Source organism: Pseudodesulfovibrio senegalensis, assembly GCF_008830225.1.
GTDB lineage: Bacteria > Desulfobacterota > Desulfovibrionia > Desulfovibrionales > Desulfovibrionaceae > Pseudodesulfovibrio > Pseudodesulfovibrio senegalensis.
This window is the reverse complement of sequence record NZ_WAIE01000003.1, coordinates 1-17,601: the sequence shown is the minus strand read 5'-3', so window position 1 is coordinate 17,601 and position 17,601 is coordinate 1. Positions and strand designations below refer to the sequence as shown.

The following is a 17,601-nucleotide window of genomic DNA, read 5'->3' as shown; positions in this document are numbered from 1 at the left end:
CGCAGCCGAAAGACTGCGGGCGTTTTTTTTCGATTGTCGACTACCGGACATGGCCATCGACGCCCGTATCCTCGCCGGGCTGTGGCTCTGGCTTGGATTCGGGCGTTTGCCCGTCCTTGGCGGACGCATCCTGCGGCTTGGTGCGTTTGGTGAACAAAAGCCCCATATCCACGGCAAGGCGCTGCCCGTGGCGGCGCACCACGAAAACAAACGGCTCCCTGTCCTCATGCGCCCGGAAACCGGCCTTGTGGATGTCGCGCAGGGATTCCAGCACCACTCCGTTGGCCTCTTCAAGCACGTCGCCCGGACGCAGGCCGGCCTTGTCGGCCCGTGAGTCGCGCTCCACGGACTTGACCACAATGCCGCGCTCCAGAACCATGAACACCGCGCCCATGCGCGAACGGTACTGGTCCGGGCTGTAGAAAAACACATCGGCACGGTGCGGGTCGAAATGCCCGCCCCGCCACGGACCGATGGAAAACACTGTGGCATCCGGGTCCAGCAACAGGATGCGCCGCTCGATGCCCCAGCCGTTTTCCACATGGCCGTCCCCGGCAATGACCAGCACGGGCCAGTTGAACCGCGTGCGGAGCGCCACGGTTTCCTCGGCCATCTTGCTGTCCCACACGGACTGCACGGTCACGAAACGCTCCCACTGGGTGGCGTTGTCCATGTCGCGCCCCTCGTGCATGCCCATGACCTCGCGCAAGAAATCCAGCTGTGCGTCACACGGCCGCACAATGCGCCCCGGCAACGTATCCTGCTGGTCTTCATCCAGCGATTCCAGTCCGTTGCGCCCTATGGCGCGGGCAACAGAGGGCGGCACATTCAGCGCCCCCACGGGCAGGCTGTGCTTCTGGGCCAGTTCAAACAGCCCCCGAAACAGGGAAAACGAATATCCCCAACGGTCTTTCCATTCCAGCTCCTGCTCCAGATCATCAACGGGAACAATGCCTTGGGCAAAATCATCCAGCACAGGCTGCTTATCGACAGCAATCATCTCCAAACCAACCGCAAGAGGATTCTCCTGCGCGGCCAGAGCCGCGGCCAGCCGTTGCTGCACGGCATGGTCCAGAGGGTTCCGGTGCCCCTCGCCCACAAGGATGTAATCGGCCCTGCGCGCGGCGTCAGCCACCTGTTCAAGGGTCATGGGCTCACCCGAACCGCTCACGAAATCACCGGGATCGGGCAGAAACGTCACGTCCATGGGTTCCGGGGGCGCAACCCGCACCCGCGGCGCGCAGCCAAAGCTGGCCACAAGGGCGGCAACAAGAAACAACGTTGCGGTCAACCGGAATCGTCGGGGGCGGATCATGTGCATGAAGGACTATCCTTTGGCGGGCTTGAAGGTTGTTGTCTGGGGAGCATGGTACCATATTGCCATGGGCAGGCCACACCCGTCCACCGGCAGCATGTCCATCGGCATGGTTTTCGGCAGGCAAAGCAGGTTTGGCCCGGCTTCCCGGGCACTCACGGCCAATACCAACGCGTCGAGCACGTCATCTTCGGCCACAGCCGTGCGCGGATGCTCCGCCATGGTGTTGCGCAACAAAACCTCAGCTGATTCGTAATACTTCTGTAATACTTTCAGTCTATCAAGAGCGCCGAGCAGTGTTTTCTTGTAATGATTCATGGGGATTCCTGCGAGCGCGGCAAAACAGACCTCGGGATGCGCCTCGCGCACCACCCCGGGAATGGCCGGAGCTTGGCGCACCACCTCGTCCACCTGCCGGATCTTTTCCGCGATGTTCCACGCCTGCCGGGAAAGGCCCTTGCCGCACAGCTTGCGGCTGGCCGCATTGGCGCTGGCGTGATCCGGGCAATCCAGAACCTCGCGCAGGGGCGGCGAAAACACGCTGGATCTGCGGGGACCAAGCATGGCGCGGGCGCAGACGTCGGCCTCGCGCACCGGGCTGGCCGCGCCTGGCAGGCCGATGGGCATATCCACCAGCAGGGTCTGGGCATCTTCATGCGCCCGCCACAGGTCGGAAAATCCCTCGAACATCTGCACCTCGGCAAAACCGGGACCGCTCAATGCAACGGCCACCCAGCCTGCGGCGCAGCCGTCCGCTCCCACAAATTTCATGAGACCTCCTGCACGCGAACAACCAAAAAAAGGCCGAGAGCAAACAATGCTCCCGGCCCCATGTCATCGTTATTGGCGAAACCTAGTCCCAGGTCCGCTTGTCCTCGATGGGACGGATCTGCGGGGGCAGGGTGCCGGGAGTCAGCACCTTGAGCACCGGGCGCAGTTTGATCTTTTCGCGGAACAGGTGCAGCAGCTCATCTTCCTGGGTGAACTGTCCGGCCTCGATGGAAAGCACCATCTCGTCGATGCCGCCCGGGTTGGTGACCTCGATCTGCCAGCGCTTGACGTCCTCGAAACGGGCCATGACCTGTTCCACCTGATGCGGGTACACGAACATGCCCTTGATGCGGGCCGTGGTGTCCACGCGGCCGACAATGCCGCCAAGCCTCGGGCTGGTGCGGCCGCAGGCGCAGGGGGAGTTGTCGATGTAGCCGAGGTCGCCCGTGGCCAGACGGATGAGCGGATAGGTCTTGTTGAAGGCCGTGACCACGATCTCGCCCACTTCGCCCTCCTTGAGGGGAATGCCCGTGTCCGGGTGGCAGATTTCCACAAACGCGCGGTTGGAAAGGTGCAGGCCGGTCTTGTGGAAGCATTCGTAGCCGATACAGCCCACGTCCGCGGTGCCGTAGCCCTGACGCATGATGCAGTCGAACTTCTTTTCCAGCGTGGAACGCATCTTCTCGGAAAACTTTTCACCGGTAACGAACGCGGTTTCCAGGAACAGGTCCTTGCGCAGGGAAAGGCCCATTTCCTCGGCCTTCTGGGCCAGATGCATCAGGTAGCTGGGCGTGCCCACGTAGCCGGTCACGCGCAGCTTCTGCATGATCTCGATCTGGCTGTTGGTGTTGCCTGGTCCTGCCGGGATCACCGCGCAGGAAAGATTGCGCAGGGGCTCCTCGAACATGAGGCCGGCCGGAGCCAGATGGTAGTTGAAGGTGATCTGGGTGATGTCGCCGGAGCGGAACCCGGCGGCATAGAAGCCCTCGGTCCATCCCCAATAGTCCTCGGAGCGGTCTTCGGGGTCGAAAATCGGGCCGGGCGAAAGGAAAATGCGATTCAGCTCGCCAAGGTCCTTGGTCAGCAGCCCGCCGAGGCGCGGTCCCATGGACTGCAGGAAGATGAGTTCCTTTTTCTTGATGATGGGAATGTGCTTGAGGTCGTTCATGGTCTTGAACTTGTCCACATTGAACTGGGCACGGTCAAAACGCTTTTTCACGTCCTCGGAATAGCGGTAGGCGTAGGTCAAGAGTTCCTTGAGCTGCAACACGCAGTACTGCCGGCGCTCGGACTCGTCCAACACCTCCCGGCGGGAATAAATCCCCTCGGTTCTGTCTTTTCTGGTCATTATGAAGCTCCTGCTTGGGGTAAATCATTATTCAAGGCCGATCACTATACCACAGGAAAATATTTTTTCAAGAAAAAAATATTTTTTCATTACTTCTCAACAACTTAGGGTGAATTTTGACGCCATGAGACAATTTGGCATTTCCCTTGACAGCGTGCGTGGACAAGTATATCAAGACATTCCTTCACAGCGTGGGTCGTTAACTCAGTTGGTAGAGTATCTGCCTTTTAAGCAGAGAGTCACTGGTTCGAGCCCAGTACGACCCACCACTTTTTGCAAAAGACGGCAGCCAAAGGCTGCCTTTCTTACGAGACGTGTCCCCATCGTCTAGCTTGGCCCAGGACGACGGCCTCTCACGCCGTTAACAGGGGTTCAAATCCCCTTGGGGACGCCATATATTTCAGAAAAGGACTTGCGGTTTTCCGCAGGTCCTTTTCTGTTTTACACGCGATTCCGCACTTTTTTTCAAAAGCGGCCAAGGACGGATAAAGGGCGTCAGGCAACATACAGGTCATGGTGCAGCCAAGCGGCATTTTGAAACGAATTCTGATACAATTTCATATTTATAAGCCGCCATCACTGGACATGCTCCACCTTTCCAAGCCATAAGCTCAAACGGGATACCTCTGAAGCACTCTTTTCGGGCTTGATTGGATAACTCCGGGCAACGCCCACAAATGGACGGGCCCCCGGGCTTGATGAAATCAAAATGAAAAACAAAAAAATACAGATCCTCGGAATATCCGCCTATTACCACGACAGCGCCGCCTGCATCCTGAATGACGGGAAAATCCTGGCAGCGGTTCAGGAGGAACGTTTTACCCGGGTAAAAAACGATGCCTCGTTCCCGCGTAACGCCATTCAATACTGCTTGAGCACTGCAAACTGTGAAATCAACGACATCGATTTCATAGTCTTCTATGACAAACCCATCCCCACCTTTGACCGGTTGCTGTTGAGCTACCTGTCGATCGCCCCGGCCGGGCTGCCGTCGTGGCTGAGAGCCATGCCGCTGTGGCTGAAGCAGAAACTACACCTCCCGCAGATCATCAGAAAGGAATTGGGCTACGAAGGAGAGATTCTCTTCTCGGAGCACCACGAGGCCCATGCCGCCGCAGCATTCTACCCCTCCCCGTTTCAGGAAGCCGCCATCCTGACCATTGACGGGGTCGGAGAATGGGCGACCACGAGCTATGGAATCGGCAAGGCGGAAAAAATCGATCTCCTCAATGAATTGCATTTCCCGGACTCCCTCGGCCTGCTGTATTCGGCGTTTACCTATTTTACAGGATTCCGGGTGAATTCGGGCGAATACAAGCTCATGGGGCTCGCCCCGTACGGCAAGCCGATTTACGAGGACGTCATCCTCGACAACATCGTGGACGTAAAACCTGACGGTTCATTGCGCCTCAACATGGAATATTTCGATTTTCTGGGTGGTCTGCGGATGACCTCCCACAAGTTCGAAAGCCTGTTCGAGGGCCCGCGCAGGGAGCCCGAAACAAAAATCTCCCAAAGGGAAATGGACATCGCTGCAAGCATTCAGGCCGTCACTGAAAGCGTGATGCTCAAAATGGGCTTTCACATTTTCAATGAAACCGGAATGGAAAAGCTCTGCCTGGCTGGAGGGGTGGCCTTGAACTGCACGGCGGTGGGCCGGCTCTTGCGGGAAGGACCGTTCAAGGAAATCTGGGTCCAGCCCGCAGCCGGAGACGCGGGCAGCGCCCTGGGCGCGGCTCTGCTCGTTTGGCACAGGCTCCTTGAAAAAAAACGTAACGCTCAGGATGAAAATCGCCCGTTCTCGCCATATCTTGGGCCGTCGTATGCGCAGGATGAAATCAAGGCGTTCCTCGAACAAAAAAATGTGCCGCACCACCTCATGGATGCCGGGAACAGGGCGAAAATCATTGCCGAACAGCTCGCTGCGGGCAAAATAGTGGGCTACATGGCCGGACGGATGGAATACGGCCCGCGAGCATTGGGCGCCAGAAGCATCATCGCCGACCCCAGAGGTGAAAACACGAAAGACCGGATCAACCTGAAAATCAAGTTCAGGGAATCGTTCAGACCCTTTGCCCCGGCGGTGATGCAGGAAAAAGCTTACGAGGTCTTTGAACTGGACCGCACCAGTCCATATATGACCCTTATCACGCACGTCCGGGACCAACGGAACATGTATCCCGCTGTGACGCATGTGGACAACTCTTCCAGGGTCCAGACGGTCGCAACGGGAAACAAGAAGGATTTTCATGATGTGATCAAGGCGTTTCATGAAATGACAGGCTGCCCGATAGTTGTTAACACCAGCTTCAATGTCAGGGGGGAGCCCATTGTATGCACGCCGGACGACGCATATGCCTGTTTCATGAAGACGGGAATGGACACGCTGGTAATGGAAGATACCATTCTCTTCAAAGAAGAACAGCCACCTCTGAAAGAAAAGACTTCCGAGGCCGGCGCATCAGAGACGGAAATCCGATCCATCAGGAAATCCAGCTTGACCTTTGCAGCGTCATGCATGGTTCCGGTGGCAATTGGATTGTTTTCCCATCGAATGCTGTTGAGTCTGATATTTGGTCTGTTGGCGTGCGCCGGACTTGCTGTTGCAATTTCCCCCGTATTTTTGAAGCCGGTTTACCAAGCGGCACAATTCGCGGCGAACAGGATACGGCTCGCATTGTCTGTTCTTGTCTTAACTGTGGTATTTTATACCATCATCTCCCCGGTAGGATTGTTTTTGAGACTACTTGGCAAGACGCCCATACACCTACGCCCGGACGCTCAGGCAAAGAGCTACTGGCTCAATCATCAACCGGCAGACAAAGAGAACCTTTACAAAAGGTTTTAAACCCGGACAGGTGAAAAATGAAACGAACGTCATTGTTACAGGAATTCCTGCAATACCTCAAAACCCGCAAGCGTTATTGGCTCTTTCCGTTGATTTTGACCATGGTGCTCATTGGTCTAATCGTTTTCATCGGACAAAACACTGTTGTGGGAACATTTATCTACGCCATATTCTGACATTGCCAACAGATTTTAATAATACTATATGAAAAACATCTTTTTCAATATGGTCATGGTTGTCGTTGCCGTGTGCATTGCAGGGCTTCTCGGAGAAGGCCTGCTTGTCCTGAAAAACAGGGATATGCAAAACTACGACATTGAAATGTGGCGCTATGCCAAGCTCCTGAAAACAAGAAGCGCCAACCCGAAACTCGGGCACGAGCACGCCCCCAACCGTCAGGCGACCCTGCAGTCGGTTCAAATCAGAACAAACAATTGGGGATTGCGGGGACCGAACATTCAGACCGAAAGCCCAAAAAAACGAAGAATCCTGTTCTTGGGTTCCTCGGTGACACTGGGATGGGGAGTACCGGAAGACCAGACCCTGCCTGCAATGATCGGGGCAGAGCTGGGGGACGATGTGGAGGTGTTGAACGCCGGCATTGGCAATTACAACATGGTCAAATACATAGAATTGTTTTTTTCCAAACTCACCCCCCTGAAGCCCACGGACATCGTTCTGGATTTTTTCATTGCCGATCCAGGCGTTCGCAAATCCGAACAGAGCAATTGGTTGCTTGCTCACAGCCAGCTTGCCGTTGTTGTCTGGCACATTTACAACGGACTTGTAAGCAAGGACAGCAGCGAGGACATGGTCTCGTATTACAAATCGCTTTACGATCCGAATTCCTCCGGATATCGAGACATGGTCAAGGCTCTTGACCGCATCAAGGCTTACGCGGATGCAAACGGCATCCGTCTTTATCTGATCATTACGCCTGAAATATACTATCTGGGCAACTACCTCTACGGATTCGCGCATGAGGCCATATCAAAAGAAGCGCAAAGCAGAGGCATCAAGTACATTGACCCATTGCCTGCATTCGAGGGAATACACGATCCGAAAACCCTGTGGGCCATGCCTACCGACCATCACCCCAACGCCAAAGCCAACCGGATAATAACCGATTACTGCATCAATAATAACTTTTTCAAAATACAGTAAGCCATGCTGTTCTGTTCTTCGTCATTTTTTGTTTTCTTTGTCGCCTTTCTCTTTCTTTGGTACGCCACTCCAAAAAAGTGGCACCATTGGCTCATCATCATTGCCAGCCTGTACTTCTATGGGTACTGGAACTGGTATTATACCGTTATTCCGGTGGGGCTGACACTGGGCGGCTTCTTTGCCGTAACATGGATCGGCAATGCAACAGGGCCCCAAAACAAGAAATTACGGCTTGGACTATGCATAGCCGGAATGCTCACTCCGCTTTTCATTTTCAAATATCTCAACTTCTTCCTCCAAAGGGAGATTATCACCATCGGGCTGCCCCTGGGCATCTCGTATATCACCTTTACGCTGATCGCCTACCTGATTGACGTGGCAAAAAAGGACTATGCTGCAGAAAAACGGTTTTCGTGGCTTCTTGCCTATGTGACGTATTTCCCCCAACTGATCGCGGGGCCGATCCTCAGGCCAAGGGAACTACTGCCCCAACTCAAGCAGAATCTGCAACCCACGAACCTTGTCCGCTGGCAGGCCATAACGATTTTCACCGCCGGGCTGGTCAAAAAACTCATCTTTGCAGACCAGATCAAGCCTTTTGTCGATGGTATCTATTCAGTGAAGGAAACACCCGACACGCTCCAAGCCCTGCTGGGATTCTACCTGTTTCCGGCGCAAATATATTGTGATTTCAGTGGATATACCGATATGGCCATCGGGTTGGCCCTTTTCTTCGGGATTCAACTTCCCATGAACTTCAACCGGCCATACCTTTCCAGCTCCACAACGGAAGTGTGGCGCAGATGGCAAATGACCCTTTCCTTCTGGTTGCGGGACTATTTGTACATCCCGATTGTAAAAAGATATAATTACAAATACATAAAGCCCCTTGCCAAGCTCATAACCCTGACCTTGTGCGGCCTTTGGCATGGCGCAAACTGGACCTATGTTGTGTGGGGCGCGTTCAATGGAATCCTGCTCATTGTGGAATCCCTGTTCAAAAACACCCCATGGCCACGGCGGCTCCCCAATCCGATAAAAATCCTGATCACATTCCACCTGTTTGCCTTTGGGGTGATCTTTGTACGGTCAACCAATATTGATCAAGCGTGGGACATCATCAGATCATTGGTTTTCTGGCAATCCTTTACTGCCGGAGACGTTCTCCCTTACGCCTACCCGTTGATGCTCTGTTCTCTTACTTATTTTTTCCATCACTGGGACTGCATGGATTGCCTGAAAGGACTTGTCGAGCGGTCGAACAGATTTCTGCTGACCGCGTGTCTGTCCGTACTCTGGTTTCTGGCCGTCATTCTCAACGTGCTCGGCGGGGGCAGCAGCAAATTCATTTATTTTGATTTTTAAGCATGGGAAGGAGGTCGGCCCCGACAATCCCCGCATACACATCCCTGGCCATCATGGCGTTTCCTTTCGGCGTAGGATGGAAATCACTGTCTCGGAATAGTCCCTTTTGGTGCTTGTGATTCAGGCCCAGGCTGTGATCGATGACAGGCACCCCGTATTTTTCAGCGACTTCACGCACAGACCGGACATAGGTCGAAATGGTTTCAACCAGATAATCCCTGGTGTACCGAATCTGGAACCTGTCCAATCCCTGTTTGGGCAAATGCCCCGAATCAAGAGGAGGCTCCACAAAAGCGAGGCGAACGCCGTGTGATTTGCACACATTGATCATCGCCACGATATTGCTTTTGAACTTGTCCAACGCCTTTGCATTGAAAACATTCGTCTGGGTGCTTTTTTTGGGAAAACCCATGAGGCACGCATACCCCAGCCGAGAATACTTCATGGCCATCGTCACCCACTGAGGCGGTTTCTGGTAGACAAGAATATCCGGGTGCCAATTGGCGATGCTCGAGTACCAGACGTCGTTCCCCAAAATACAGATCAAAACCAGATCCGGCCTGATCCGGCCTTGGGCCAGGGTTTCCTGAAGGGCCACCAGTACCTGGCTTGAGGAGTAGGAGGGAACCCCGCCATTCACCACGAAAACATCGCGATACTTTTCGGAAAAACACTTTTCCAGATAGAAGGGATACGTTTCATTGTCCCGTACGCCCCAGCCGAACGTGGTCGACTCCCCAAGAGCGAGGATGACGTGTTTACGATTCAGGTCCTTGGGAAAAGCCTGCCCGCGAAACCCTTCGGAATTCACGGTATAATACCTATTGGCGAATTCCGGCTTCAAAGCAAAACCGCGGGTCTGGTTCGCCTCCACAAACGGCCGTCCTCGCATCCCAAGGTTCTGATCACTGAACGCAGGCACGACTTCGGAGGCCGGAATGATCAACCTGAAGGCGCCTTCAATCAAAAGAAGCATGCCGATCAGAACGGCACAGTTGATAACCAGTATACGGATATATTTTTTAGCCCGGATCATTCTATTCAATCGCCCTGCGTTGGATTGTTATCAAATTCAAAGGCAAGGACAACGTCATGCGTTGTCTTTGCAACTGGCCGACCCCCTCCAGAGCTCGCAGTATATAGACCTCTCCAAAGGCTGACAAACCGGATATTCGTTAGCCACAGGCGCGGATTGCCGGCTAACGATCTCGACAGCGGCCCAAGGGCGTGGCATGTTTAACGCTGGAACACTCTATGTGCAAAATCAAATCCCTCATCATAGCAATATCGCTCGTCGCCGTGGGGCTTCTGCTCAAGCCGACGCCGGTTTCTGCGGCCCCGCTCCGGCTGTTCTGTGGCGACTGGACGCCATACTCCAGTTCAAACACCAAAGAACCGGGCATCACCGTGGAGATCGTTCTGGCCGCCTTTGCTGCCGCAGGCGTGGAGACCGTGCTGGACTTCGCTCCCTGGCCCCGATGCGAAGAGATGATCCGGGAAGGTATGGACGTCGCTGTCTTTCCTTACGTGCAGACCCCCACGCGAAAAAGGTTCGCCCGCTTTTCCGTGCCCATGCTCACGGAGCGCACCTATCTCTACTTCATCAAACGGAACCTGTTCGAATTCGATTTCACAGACTATGCCGCACTGCGCGAGTACCGGGTCGGCACCCTGAACGGTTTCGTTCACCGGGAACTCTTCGAGCAAAATCAGGTGCCGGCCCTGGTGGTCAAAAACAATACCGTGGGCCTGAAAATGCTCTTGAAGAATCGTCTGGACCTTTTTCCCATGAACGATCTGGTGGCCAGACATGAAATCCACACAAACTTCCCGGAACAATCTCACCTGTTTCGCCGCTCCAAAACCCCGTTGTACGAGGTTTCGCTCCACGTCATGGTTTCCAGGGAAAATCCCCGGGCCGACCGCATCCTCTCCCTGTTCGCCAAGGGGATGCGCACAATCCGCAGCAAGGGCACAATGGCGCGAATCCTGAAACGATACGAATAATCTCTGCCCCCCGAAACAGACGTTCAGCGGTCCACGGTCTCATCCAGCCAGTCGAATATCCTCTGGTTCGAGGTCATGAGCGCCCCCATCTGGCAATGCTCGTCCGCAAAAGACGCCTTGTCGAAAACAAGCAGCGTTTTCGGGCAGGCAAGCTCGTCATACAGCTTCCTCTGATCCTTGATCGAGGAGAAATGGTCGCCAGCGCCGACAATCACCAGCGTGGGGCACGTAATCCTGTCCGCCAACCCCTGCATGTTGAATTTCCTGAACATTTCTAAAAACTGCAGCGGGGTCTTCGTTCCGGTGGTGAGCATGCCGTTCTCAATGAACCAGCGGAAGCCGATGTCCTTGCCCATGGCCTGCCGCAAGGCCGTGTTGGTTCCGTCCGGATCGCTGCGCATTTCCTCCCATTCCCGGGCATCAGCCCTACGGTGGCCCAGCATGTCATATGTACCGGGATTGGCCACCAGTGCGGCCAGCCGATGCTCGCCGGACGCGCCCCGGGGTGCGAGATAGCCGCCCATGCTGATGCCCATGAGGGCGATCCGTTCCGGGTCCACCCCATTTCTGGTCAGCGCAAAATCCACAACCGGGGTAATCACGTTTTCCCAGTCCGGGCGGAATGTCAGGCCCTGTTCATGCAAGGCTCCGCCCTGCCCGGGCCCTTCGAAAAGAATGACGGTCCACCCCCGCCTGAGGGCAAACAGGGCGTTTTCGAAATACAATTCTTCCGCGGTTCCGTCGAAGCCCGTCTGGATGATCACGGTTTTCCGCTTCTTTCCGGAACGGTCCGGCTGCAGCACGTAGCCGGGAAGCGTTGTTTTTTCATAGGGAATCGAAACCACCGCCACAGGATACTCTCCCAGTCGAGCGCCTTTGCGGAACATGTCCCGGCTCTTTTTCCAGGACGTCACGATCCTGGAATCCCGGGGATTGCCCACAAGAAAGAACCCCGCGCTGCGATAGTAGGTGGACGCGCGGAAAAACGCCTCCCGCGCGGAAACAGCATGTCCTTTCCGCAGGCATTCCTCTCCGGTTCTGCGCACTCGCTCGGCCAAGCCATACCAGTTCACGTACCAGGATTCGGCATCGCCCGGTTGTATTGCATGGGCGGTTTCCAGGCATTCGTTGACGTCGGAACCGCGGGAAACCGCCATACCCAAAACGCGACGCAACTCGAAATCGTACGTTTCATTATCAAAAACAACCGCGGCAGGCTTGTTGCCCGCAGCCTGAAACGTAGCCGCCCGAAGTTCTCCGGCCGCTCCCAAAGCAATCAGAAAAAACAACAAAATGAGCGTATTCTTCACGAAATACCGTCCTTGCGTGCACAGTCGAAACCCATTGTTTTATCGAAACACACAGCCGGAAGTGTCCCTGCATTACAGCATACCTGCAACCCGTTACCAGCGAATCGACCGATTGCCGAGTCCATTATGCAGAGCGCGTCCGTTTTTTCAAAACCGCCCGGCCTCCCCCTTCCGCAAGAATATGAAACATGAACATGTCTCCACGACAATGGAACACAAGGACAAGACAAGACTTTATCCAATACCGAGGTTTACAAAACTATTCCTCCCTGCTAGGGAGCCTTTTCCCATCCATTCTCACACCATCCTCGACAATAACGAATACTATCATTGCACGTACCGCCATTCAGGCCATAACTTACAAAAAAAATTCCCGCACCACGTGGAGGCAAGCCATGCTCAAGAACCTTTCCATCAGAAACAAGATTTTATCACTGCTGCTGCTGATGCTGCTCTGTATCGGCGTCACCGTCGGCATGCTGGTAAACACCATGGGAACCATCGAGCGGTTCTCCACCAGCACCACGCAGAAAACCATGCTGCGAATGGAGAAGGACAAGCTCAGGACAGCCTCGCACTCCATGGCCGTGTCCCTTGCCGACCTTGTCCGGGACATGCCCGAAGACATGCGGGAGGAAGCCATCCGCAAGGCGGTCAAGAACATCCGCTTTGAAAAGGACAAATCCGGATACTTTTTCGTATACACGGGCACCACGGTGGTTTCGGTTCCGCCCAAGCCCTCCCTGCGGGGCAAGGACCTCTCCACGGCCAAGGACAAGAACGGCATCTTTTTCGTCAAGGAACTCTCGAAACAGGCGGCTGCGGGCGGCGGTTTCGTGGAATACATCTTTCCCAAGCCCGGCAAGGGCGACCAGCCCAAGCTCGGCTATGCCGAAAGCATCCCGGGCACGGACTACTGGATAGGCACGGGCATATACATCGACAACATCGCCGAAGAAGAGGCTGCCGTGGCCTCGGCCATTCACGAGATCGTGCAATCCGAAACCCTGATGCAGCTCGGCTTCATCGCCGCCATCCTGCTGCTGGTGGTGCTGCCCCTGAGCCTGATCATCATCCGGGCCATAACCAATCCGTTGCACGAAACCATGAACGCTGCCGACGCCGTTGCCAACGGCGATCTGGAAGTACGCATGAACCCGCAAGGTTCGGATGAAATCTCCCAGATGCAGTCGTCGCTCAACGCCATGGTGGCAACACTGGGCGAAAACATGGAAAGCATCAAGATCAAGGAAGCCGAGGCCAACAAGCAGGCCCAAGCCGCTGAAGCCGCCGCGCAGCAGGCCCGGGAAGCCATGGAACAGGCTGCCGTGGCAACACGGGAAGGCAAGATGGCCGCGGCCGACAGCCTTGCCGGAGTCGTGAGCACCCTCAACAGCACCAGTGACGACATCGCCCGCATGAGCAGCGAAGTGAGCCACGGCACCGAAGTGCAGATGGCGCGCATTTCCGAAGCGGCCACAGCCATGGAGGAAATGAACGCCACCGTGCTCGAAGTGGCCAGAAACGCGGGTGAGGCAGCGGACCACGCGGACCGCTCGCGCGATATCGCGCAGGAAGGTTCCCAGCTTGTTTCGCGCACCGTGGACGCCATGACCAACCTGCAGGAGCTGACCATGACCCTGCGCAAGAACATGCACAAGCTGGACGAACAGTCCGAGGCCATCGGTCAGGTCATGCATGTGATCAACGACATCGCAGACCAGACCAACCTGCTGGCCCTGAACGCGGCCATCGAGGCGGCCCGGGCCGGCGAAGCCGGACGCGGATTCGCCGTGGTGGCGGACGAGGTCCGCAAACTGGCTGAAAAGACCATGAGCGCCACCGGCGAAGTCGGCAACAACATTCAGGGCATCCAGCAGCTCACGCACCTGAACGTGGAAGGCATCGACAACGCGGTTGAGGCCATCGACAGCACCACCGGCATCACCGACGATTCCGGCCGGAAGCTGGAGGAAATCGTACACATGGCGCAGGAAACAGCGGCACAGGTCCAATCCATCGCCGCTGCCGCGGAAGAACAGTCCGCAGCGTCCGAACAGATCACCCGCAGCGTGGACGAAATCAACAACATCGCCCGCGACAACACCGAGCTTATGAGCCAGGCCAACAACGACATCAATGCCCTTGCAAAACTGGCCCAGGAAATCACCGATCAGGTGGAATCCCTGAAATCATAAGTCCAACGCACACAGAACGACAAAAGGCTCCCCCTTGCCGGGGAGCCTTTTTCTTTGCCCATTCGGACAATACGAACGAAACTACCCGCCGCTCGTTTTTTTCGCGTGGATAAACGTATCGATGGTTGTGGAGCCGTCGGGCTCGGCATATTCGTCCTTGGCGATCTCCACCACGGTCATGCCGTTGCGCTCCAGCAAATCGATAATAAATTCATCCTGATAGTAATTGAAAAATATCGTTTCCTCGGAAAAACTGGTTGTCTCGAATCCCGATTTTTCCCCGTTCATGTAGCTCAGGTACAGGCAGCCGCCGTCACGGATCGCGTCCGGCAACCGGTGCATGACTCCGGCGGTCTGCTCATTCGTGAGATGCACGATGCAGAACGAGGCGAGCACCACGTCGTATTTCCCGGGCAGGTCAAGGTCGCAAATGTCCTGCTGCAAAAAATCGAACCGCGGAAACCGCTGCCGTGCCATGCGCAAGAATTCGCCGGAAAGGTCCACCCCGTCAAAGGTGCACGTATGGTCCCGCTCCAGAATCGTGCTGATGTTGCACCCCGGCCCGCAGCCAAGGTCCAGAATATGGGCGCCTTTCGGAACATGCTTTTGCTGGAAATCCGCTATCCTGTCCCGATACGTCGGGTAGTCATCGAATTTGTCCGCATAGCCCTGCGCGTTTTTGTCATAGGCCGCGATGGTCTTTCTGCTGGTATCCGTTTCCATTGTACCCCTTTGCCCTTTGCAATCAATGACTGACCGAGGTGGTGCCGCCATGCGGTTGGACATTGTGCATGTGCCGGGACACTACGAAAAACCGCCCCCGTGCGCCAGCGGCGATTCATGCCCCGGGCCCGTCTTTTCGCACCCGCCCGGCCTGCCTTGCGTTCCGGGCCGAAGCGTTGTAGTGATGCGCGGTCCGACGGCTTGGCCGTTCATTACATATTTCAGGAGAAATTCCATGTCCGTGAGCATCGGCATCGTGGGCCTGCCCAATGTGGGCAAGTCCACCCTGTTCAACGCCCTGACCAAGGCCCAGAACGCGGAAAGCGCCAACTACGCCTTCTGCACCATCGAACCCAACAAGGCCGTGGTCCCCGTACCCGACAAGCGCATCGAAAAGCTGGCCGAGCTGGTCAACCCACAGCGCGTACAGCATTCCACCGTGGATTTCGTGGACATCGCCGGGCTGGTGGCGGGCGCAAGCAAGGGCGAGGGGCTGGGCAACAAATTTCTGGCCAACATCCGCGAAACGCAGGCCATCCTGCACGTGGTGCGCTGCTTTGTGGATGACGACGTGGTGCACGTCTCCGGCTCGGTGGACCCGCTGCGCGACATTGAGGTCATCGAGACCGAACTGATCCTCGCGGACGTGCAGGCCCTTGAAAACCGCGTCGAACGCATGAAAAAACAGCTCAAGGGCGACAAGACCCTGGCACCGAAAATCGCGGCCGCCGAAGCCCTGCTGGAGCACCTGAATCAGGGCGCGCTGGCCGCCACATACCCGGACATGGACAACAAGGCCGTGCGGGAAGTGCTGGACGAGCTGCGCCTGATCACGGCCAAGAACATGATCTACTGCGCCAACGTGGACGAGGACGGACTGGGCGAGGACAACGAGTATGTGACCGCCGTGCGCTCGCTGGCCGAGGAGCGCGGAGCCGAGTTCGTCAAGATTTCCGCACGCATGGAAGAGGAACTCGTGGGCCTTGAAGACGAGGAATACGCGGAGTTCCTTGAATCCTACGGCGTGACCGAGGCCGGGCTGGAAAAAATCATCCGCACCGGGTTCCACACTCTGGGCCTGATCAGCTACTTCACGGCCGGGGTCAAGGAAGTGCGTGCGTGGACCATCCACGACGGCGACAAGGCCCCGCAGGCCGCGGGCGTGATCCACACCGACTTCGAGCGCGGCTTCATCCGGGCCGAGGTCATCAGCTACGACCATTACGTGGAGCACGGGTCCGAGGCCAAGTGCCGGGCCGAAGGCGTGCTCCGGGTGGAAGGCAAGGAGTACGTGGTCAAGGATGGCGACGTGGTTCACTTCCTGTTCAACGTCTAGCCGACGATACAAATACCCGCACAGGCGCACGCTCGAAATTTCGGCCGTGCGCTTTTTACCTTATGAGGCAGGGCGCTGCCCTGCACCCGCAAGGGACACGTCCCTTGACCCTGTTCGGTTTTGCATTCTGCGAATGCAAAACAGGTTGAAGGGTAAAGAAGAAACTGTAGCAAAAGTACAAACAACAGCTACCGCAGGGCGTCCAGATCCATGCGATCCACCAGATCCTTCATATCCTGCTCGGTCACGTCCTTGTCCGCGGAAAAACCCAGCGAATACAGGACGGCGAGACTGGTTTCGGAATCCAGCAATACCATCGCGACCCCGCTTCCGGGCATGGGCGAAAAGAAAAAGGCCTTGCGTCCCTGAAGAGTGAAGCCGGTCGCGTCCATGGCCTGCGGATCAGTGTCGCCCGCAACCGTGAACTGGTAGCTCCGCTCACCGGCCTGATAGGCCACAAACGCGCTTTCGGCGTCGGCCCCGGATGTGAGCATCTGCGCGCCGGACGGAACCACCTTGGCGGACTCCGCCTTAAGCGCGGCAAGATCATAGGCGAGAGCGGGAACAGCGACCACGGCAAACAACAGGGAGAAAACAACTGTACGGGTCAGGCGATGCATGATGATTTCCTTCTTTTGCAGTCGTAAAAAATCGATCTATGCGTAACTTTGCATATTTTTTCAAGCAGTTTATTTCCCATAGGACTTGGCAGAAAAAAACAAATCTCCGCATCAGCAACCCGAAAGACGCAACACCTTTCGACACGTTGGGCAAAACCTGCCAATCAAGCAGGCTGTCGAGACGGGGTTGAGGGAAAGGCGAAAAAAAAGACCAAGGCCGACGCGTACAACACGTACGCGAGGGGTTGGTCTTTTTGCATCAACGAAGCCGTCGGCCCCGTATCGGCAAATCAAAAGGCACTCAGCCTTTCGCCGAATCAGACCAAACCCGCCAATCAAGCAGGCTGCCGAGACGGGGTTGAGGGAAAGGCGAAAAAAAAGACCAAGGCCGACGTGTACAACACGTACGCGAGGGGTTGGTCTTTTTGCATCAACGAAGCCATCGGCCCCGTATCGGCAAATCAAAAGGCACTCAGCCTTTCGCAGAATCAGACCAAACCTGCCAATCAAGCAGGCTGCCGAGACGGGGTTGAGGGAAAGGCGAAAAAAAAGACCAAGGCCGACGCGTACAACACGTACGCGAGGGGTTGGTCTTT

Annotated in this window: 15 protein-coding genes and 2 tRNA genes; 10 read left to right on the top strand and 7 right to left on the bottom strand. The window is 55.9% G+C overall.

The features are described 5' to 3' along the window. Positions 1 to 40: 40 nt before the first annotated feature. The 3 genes from F8A88_RS08375 to F8A88_RS08365 form a co-directional block, all read right to left on the bottom strand. Positions 41 to 1,321, bottom strand: coding sequence for a ChaN family lipoprotein (locus F8A88_RS08375; RefSeq protein WP_151150700.1), 1,281 nt, complete (start codon positions 1,319 to 1,321; stop codon positions 41 to 43). A gap of 6 nt (positions 1,322 to 1,327) precedes the next feature. Beyond that, entirely contained in the window at positions 1,328 to 2,086 is a 759-nt protein-coding gene (locus tag F8A88_RS08370; protein WP_151150699.1) for a DUF429 domain-containing protein, read from the bottom strand. Positions 2,087 to 2,168: 82 nt separating this feature from the next. Next, complete coding sequence (locus F8A88_RS08365) at positions 2,169 to 3,434, bottom strand: phenylacetate--CoA ligase family protein (RefSeq protein ID WP_151150698.1); 1,266 nt, start codon at positions 3,432 to 3,434, stop codon at positions 2,169 to 2,171. Between the two features lie 193 nt (positions 3,435 to 3,627). Between F8A88_RS08365 and F8A88_RS08360 the strand changes: the two genes are divergently transcribed. The 6 genes from F8A88_RS08360 (at position 3,628) to F8A88_RS08340 (ending at position 8,811) form a co-directional block, all read left to right on the top strand. Beyond that, positions 3,628 to 3,703 (top strand) — tRNA-Lys (locus F8A88_RS08360). 47 nt (positions 3,704 to 3,750) lie between these two features. Next, positions 3,751 to 3,828, top strand: a tRNA-Glu gene (locus F8A88_RS08355). A 315-nt stretch (positions 3,829 to 4,143) separates the two neighbouring features. Then, positions 4,144 to 6,282: a carbamoyltransferase family protein gene (locus F8A88_RS08350; protein WP_151150697.1), complete on the top strand. Its 2,139-nt coding sequence runs from the start codon at positions 4,144 to 4,146 to the stop codon at positions 6,280 to 6,282. A gap of 17 nt (positions 6,283 to 6,299) precedes the next feature. Continuing rightward, complete coding sequence (locus tag F8A88_RS16120) at positions 6,300 to 6,458, top strand: DUF5989 family protein (RefSeq protein ID WP_421958098.1); 159 nt, start codon at positions 6,300 to 6,302, stop codon at positions 6,456 to 6,458. A 28-nt stretch (positions 6,459 to 6,486) separates the two neighbouring features. Next, the gene (locus F8A88_RS08345; protein ID WP_151150696.1) at positions 6,487 to 7,446 is read left to right on the top strand and encodes an SGNH/GDSL hydrolase family protein; all 960 of its coding nucleotides are present in this window, start codon (positions 6,487 to 6,489) and stop codon (positions 7,444 to 7,446) included. A 3-nt stretch (positions 7,447 to 7,449) separates the two neighbouring features. Further along, on the top strand, positions 7,450 to 8,811 hold the full coding sequence (locus F8A88_RS08340) for an MBOAT family O-acyltransferase (protein WP_151150695.1): 1,362 nt from the start codon (positions 7,450 to 7,452) through the stop codon (positions 8,809 to 8,811). Here F8A88_RS08340 and F8A88_RS08335 read toward each other — a convergent pair. Next, positions 8,792 to 9,847, bottom strand: a complete 1,056-nt coding sequence (locus tag F8A88_RS08335; protein ID WP_241667413.1) for an SGNH/GDSL hydrolase family protein — start codon at positions 9,845 to 9,847, stop codon at positions 8,792 to 8,794. The genes F8A88_RS08340 and F8A88_RS08335 overlap by 20 nt on opposite strands. A 218-nt stretch (positions 9,848 to 10,065) precedes the next feature. On the opposite strand from F8A88_RS08335, the gene F8A88_RS08330 reads away from it, so the two are divergent. Beyond that, a complete protein-coding gene (locus tag F8A88_RS08330; protein WP_151150693.1) occupies positions 10,066 to 10,818 on the top strand; it encodes a substrate-binding periplasmic protein in 753 nt (250 codons plus the stop codon). 23 nt (positions 10,819 to 10,841) lie between these two features. Here F8A88_RS08330 and F8A88_RS08325 read toward each other — a convergent pair whose 3' ends face one another. Then, the gene (locus tag F8A88_RS08325) at positions 10,842 to 12,128 is read right to left on the bottom strand and encodes an alpha/beta hydrolase family protein (RefSeq protein WP_151150692.1); all 1,287 of its coding nucleotides are present in this window, start codon (positions 12,126 to 12,128) and stop codon (positions 10,842 to 10,844) included. A gap of 395 nt (positions 12,129 to 12,523) precedes the next feature. On the opposite strand from F8A88_RS08325, the gene F8A88_RS08320 reads away from it, so the two are divergent. Next, entirely contained in the window at positions 12,524 to 14,326 is a 1,803-nt protein-coding gene (locus tag F8A88_RS08320) for a methyl-accepting chemotaxis protein (protein ID WP_151150691.1), read from the top strand. Between the two features lie 81 nt (positions 14,327 to 14,407). Here the strand turns inward: F8A88_RS08320 and F8A88_RS08315 are convergent, their stop codons facing one another. Then, positions 14,408 to 15,049 carry a class I SAM-dependent methyltransferase gene (locus tag F8A88_RS08315; protein ID WP_161598360.1) on the bottom strand — a complete coding sequence of 214 codons (642 nt, stop codon included), beginning with the start codon at positions 15,047 to 15,049 and terminating at the stop codon, positions 14,408 to 14,410. A 235-nt stretch (positions 15,050 to 15,284) separates the two neighbouring features. Here F8A88_RS08315 and ychF point away from each other — a divergent pair, with 235 nt between their 5' ends. Beyond that, the gene (gene ychF, locus F8A88_RS08310; RefSeq protein ID WP_151150689.1) at positions 15,285 to 16,385 is read left to right on the top strand and encodes a redox-regulated ATPase YchF; all 1,101 of its coding nucleotides are present in this window, start codon (positions 15,285 to 15,287) and stop codon (positions 16,383 to 16,385) included. Positions 16,386 to 16,573: 188 nt separating this feature from the next. Here the strand turns inward: ychF and F8A88_RS08305 are convergent, their stop codons facing one another. Then, complete coding sequence (locus F8A88_RS08305) at positions 16,574 to 17,005, bottom strand: hypothetical protein (protein ID WP_151150688.1); 432 nt, start codon at positions 17,003 to 17,005, stop codon at positions 16,574 to 16,576. Between the two features lie 48 nt (positions 17,006 to 17,053). Between F8A88_RS08305 and F8A88_RS15900 the strand changes: the two genes are divergently transcribed. Further along, on the top strand, positions 17,054 to 17,601 hold a 548-nt coding region (locus F8A88_RS15900; protein WP_206666400.1), incomplete at its 3' end, for a hypothetical protein.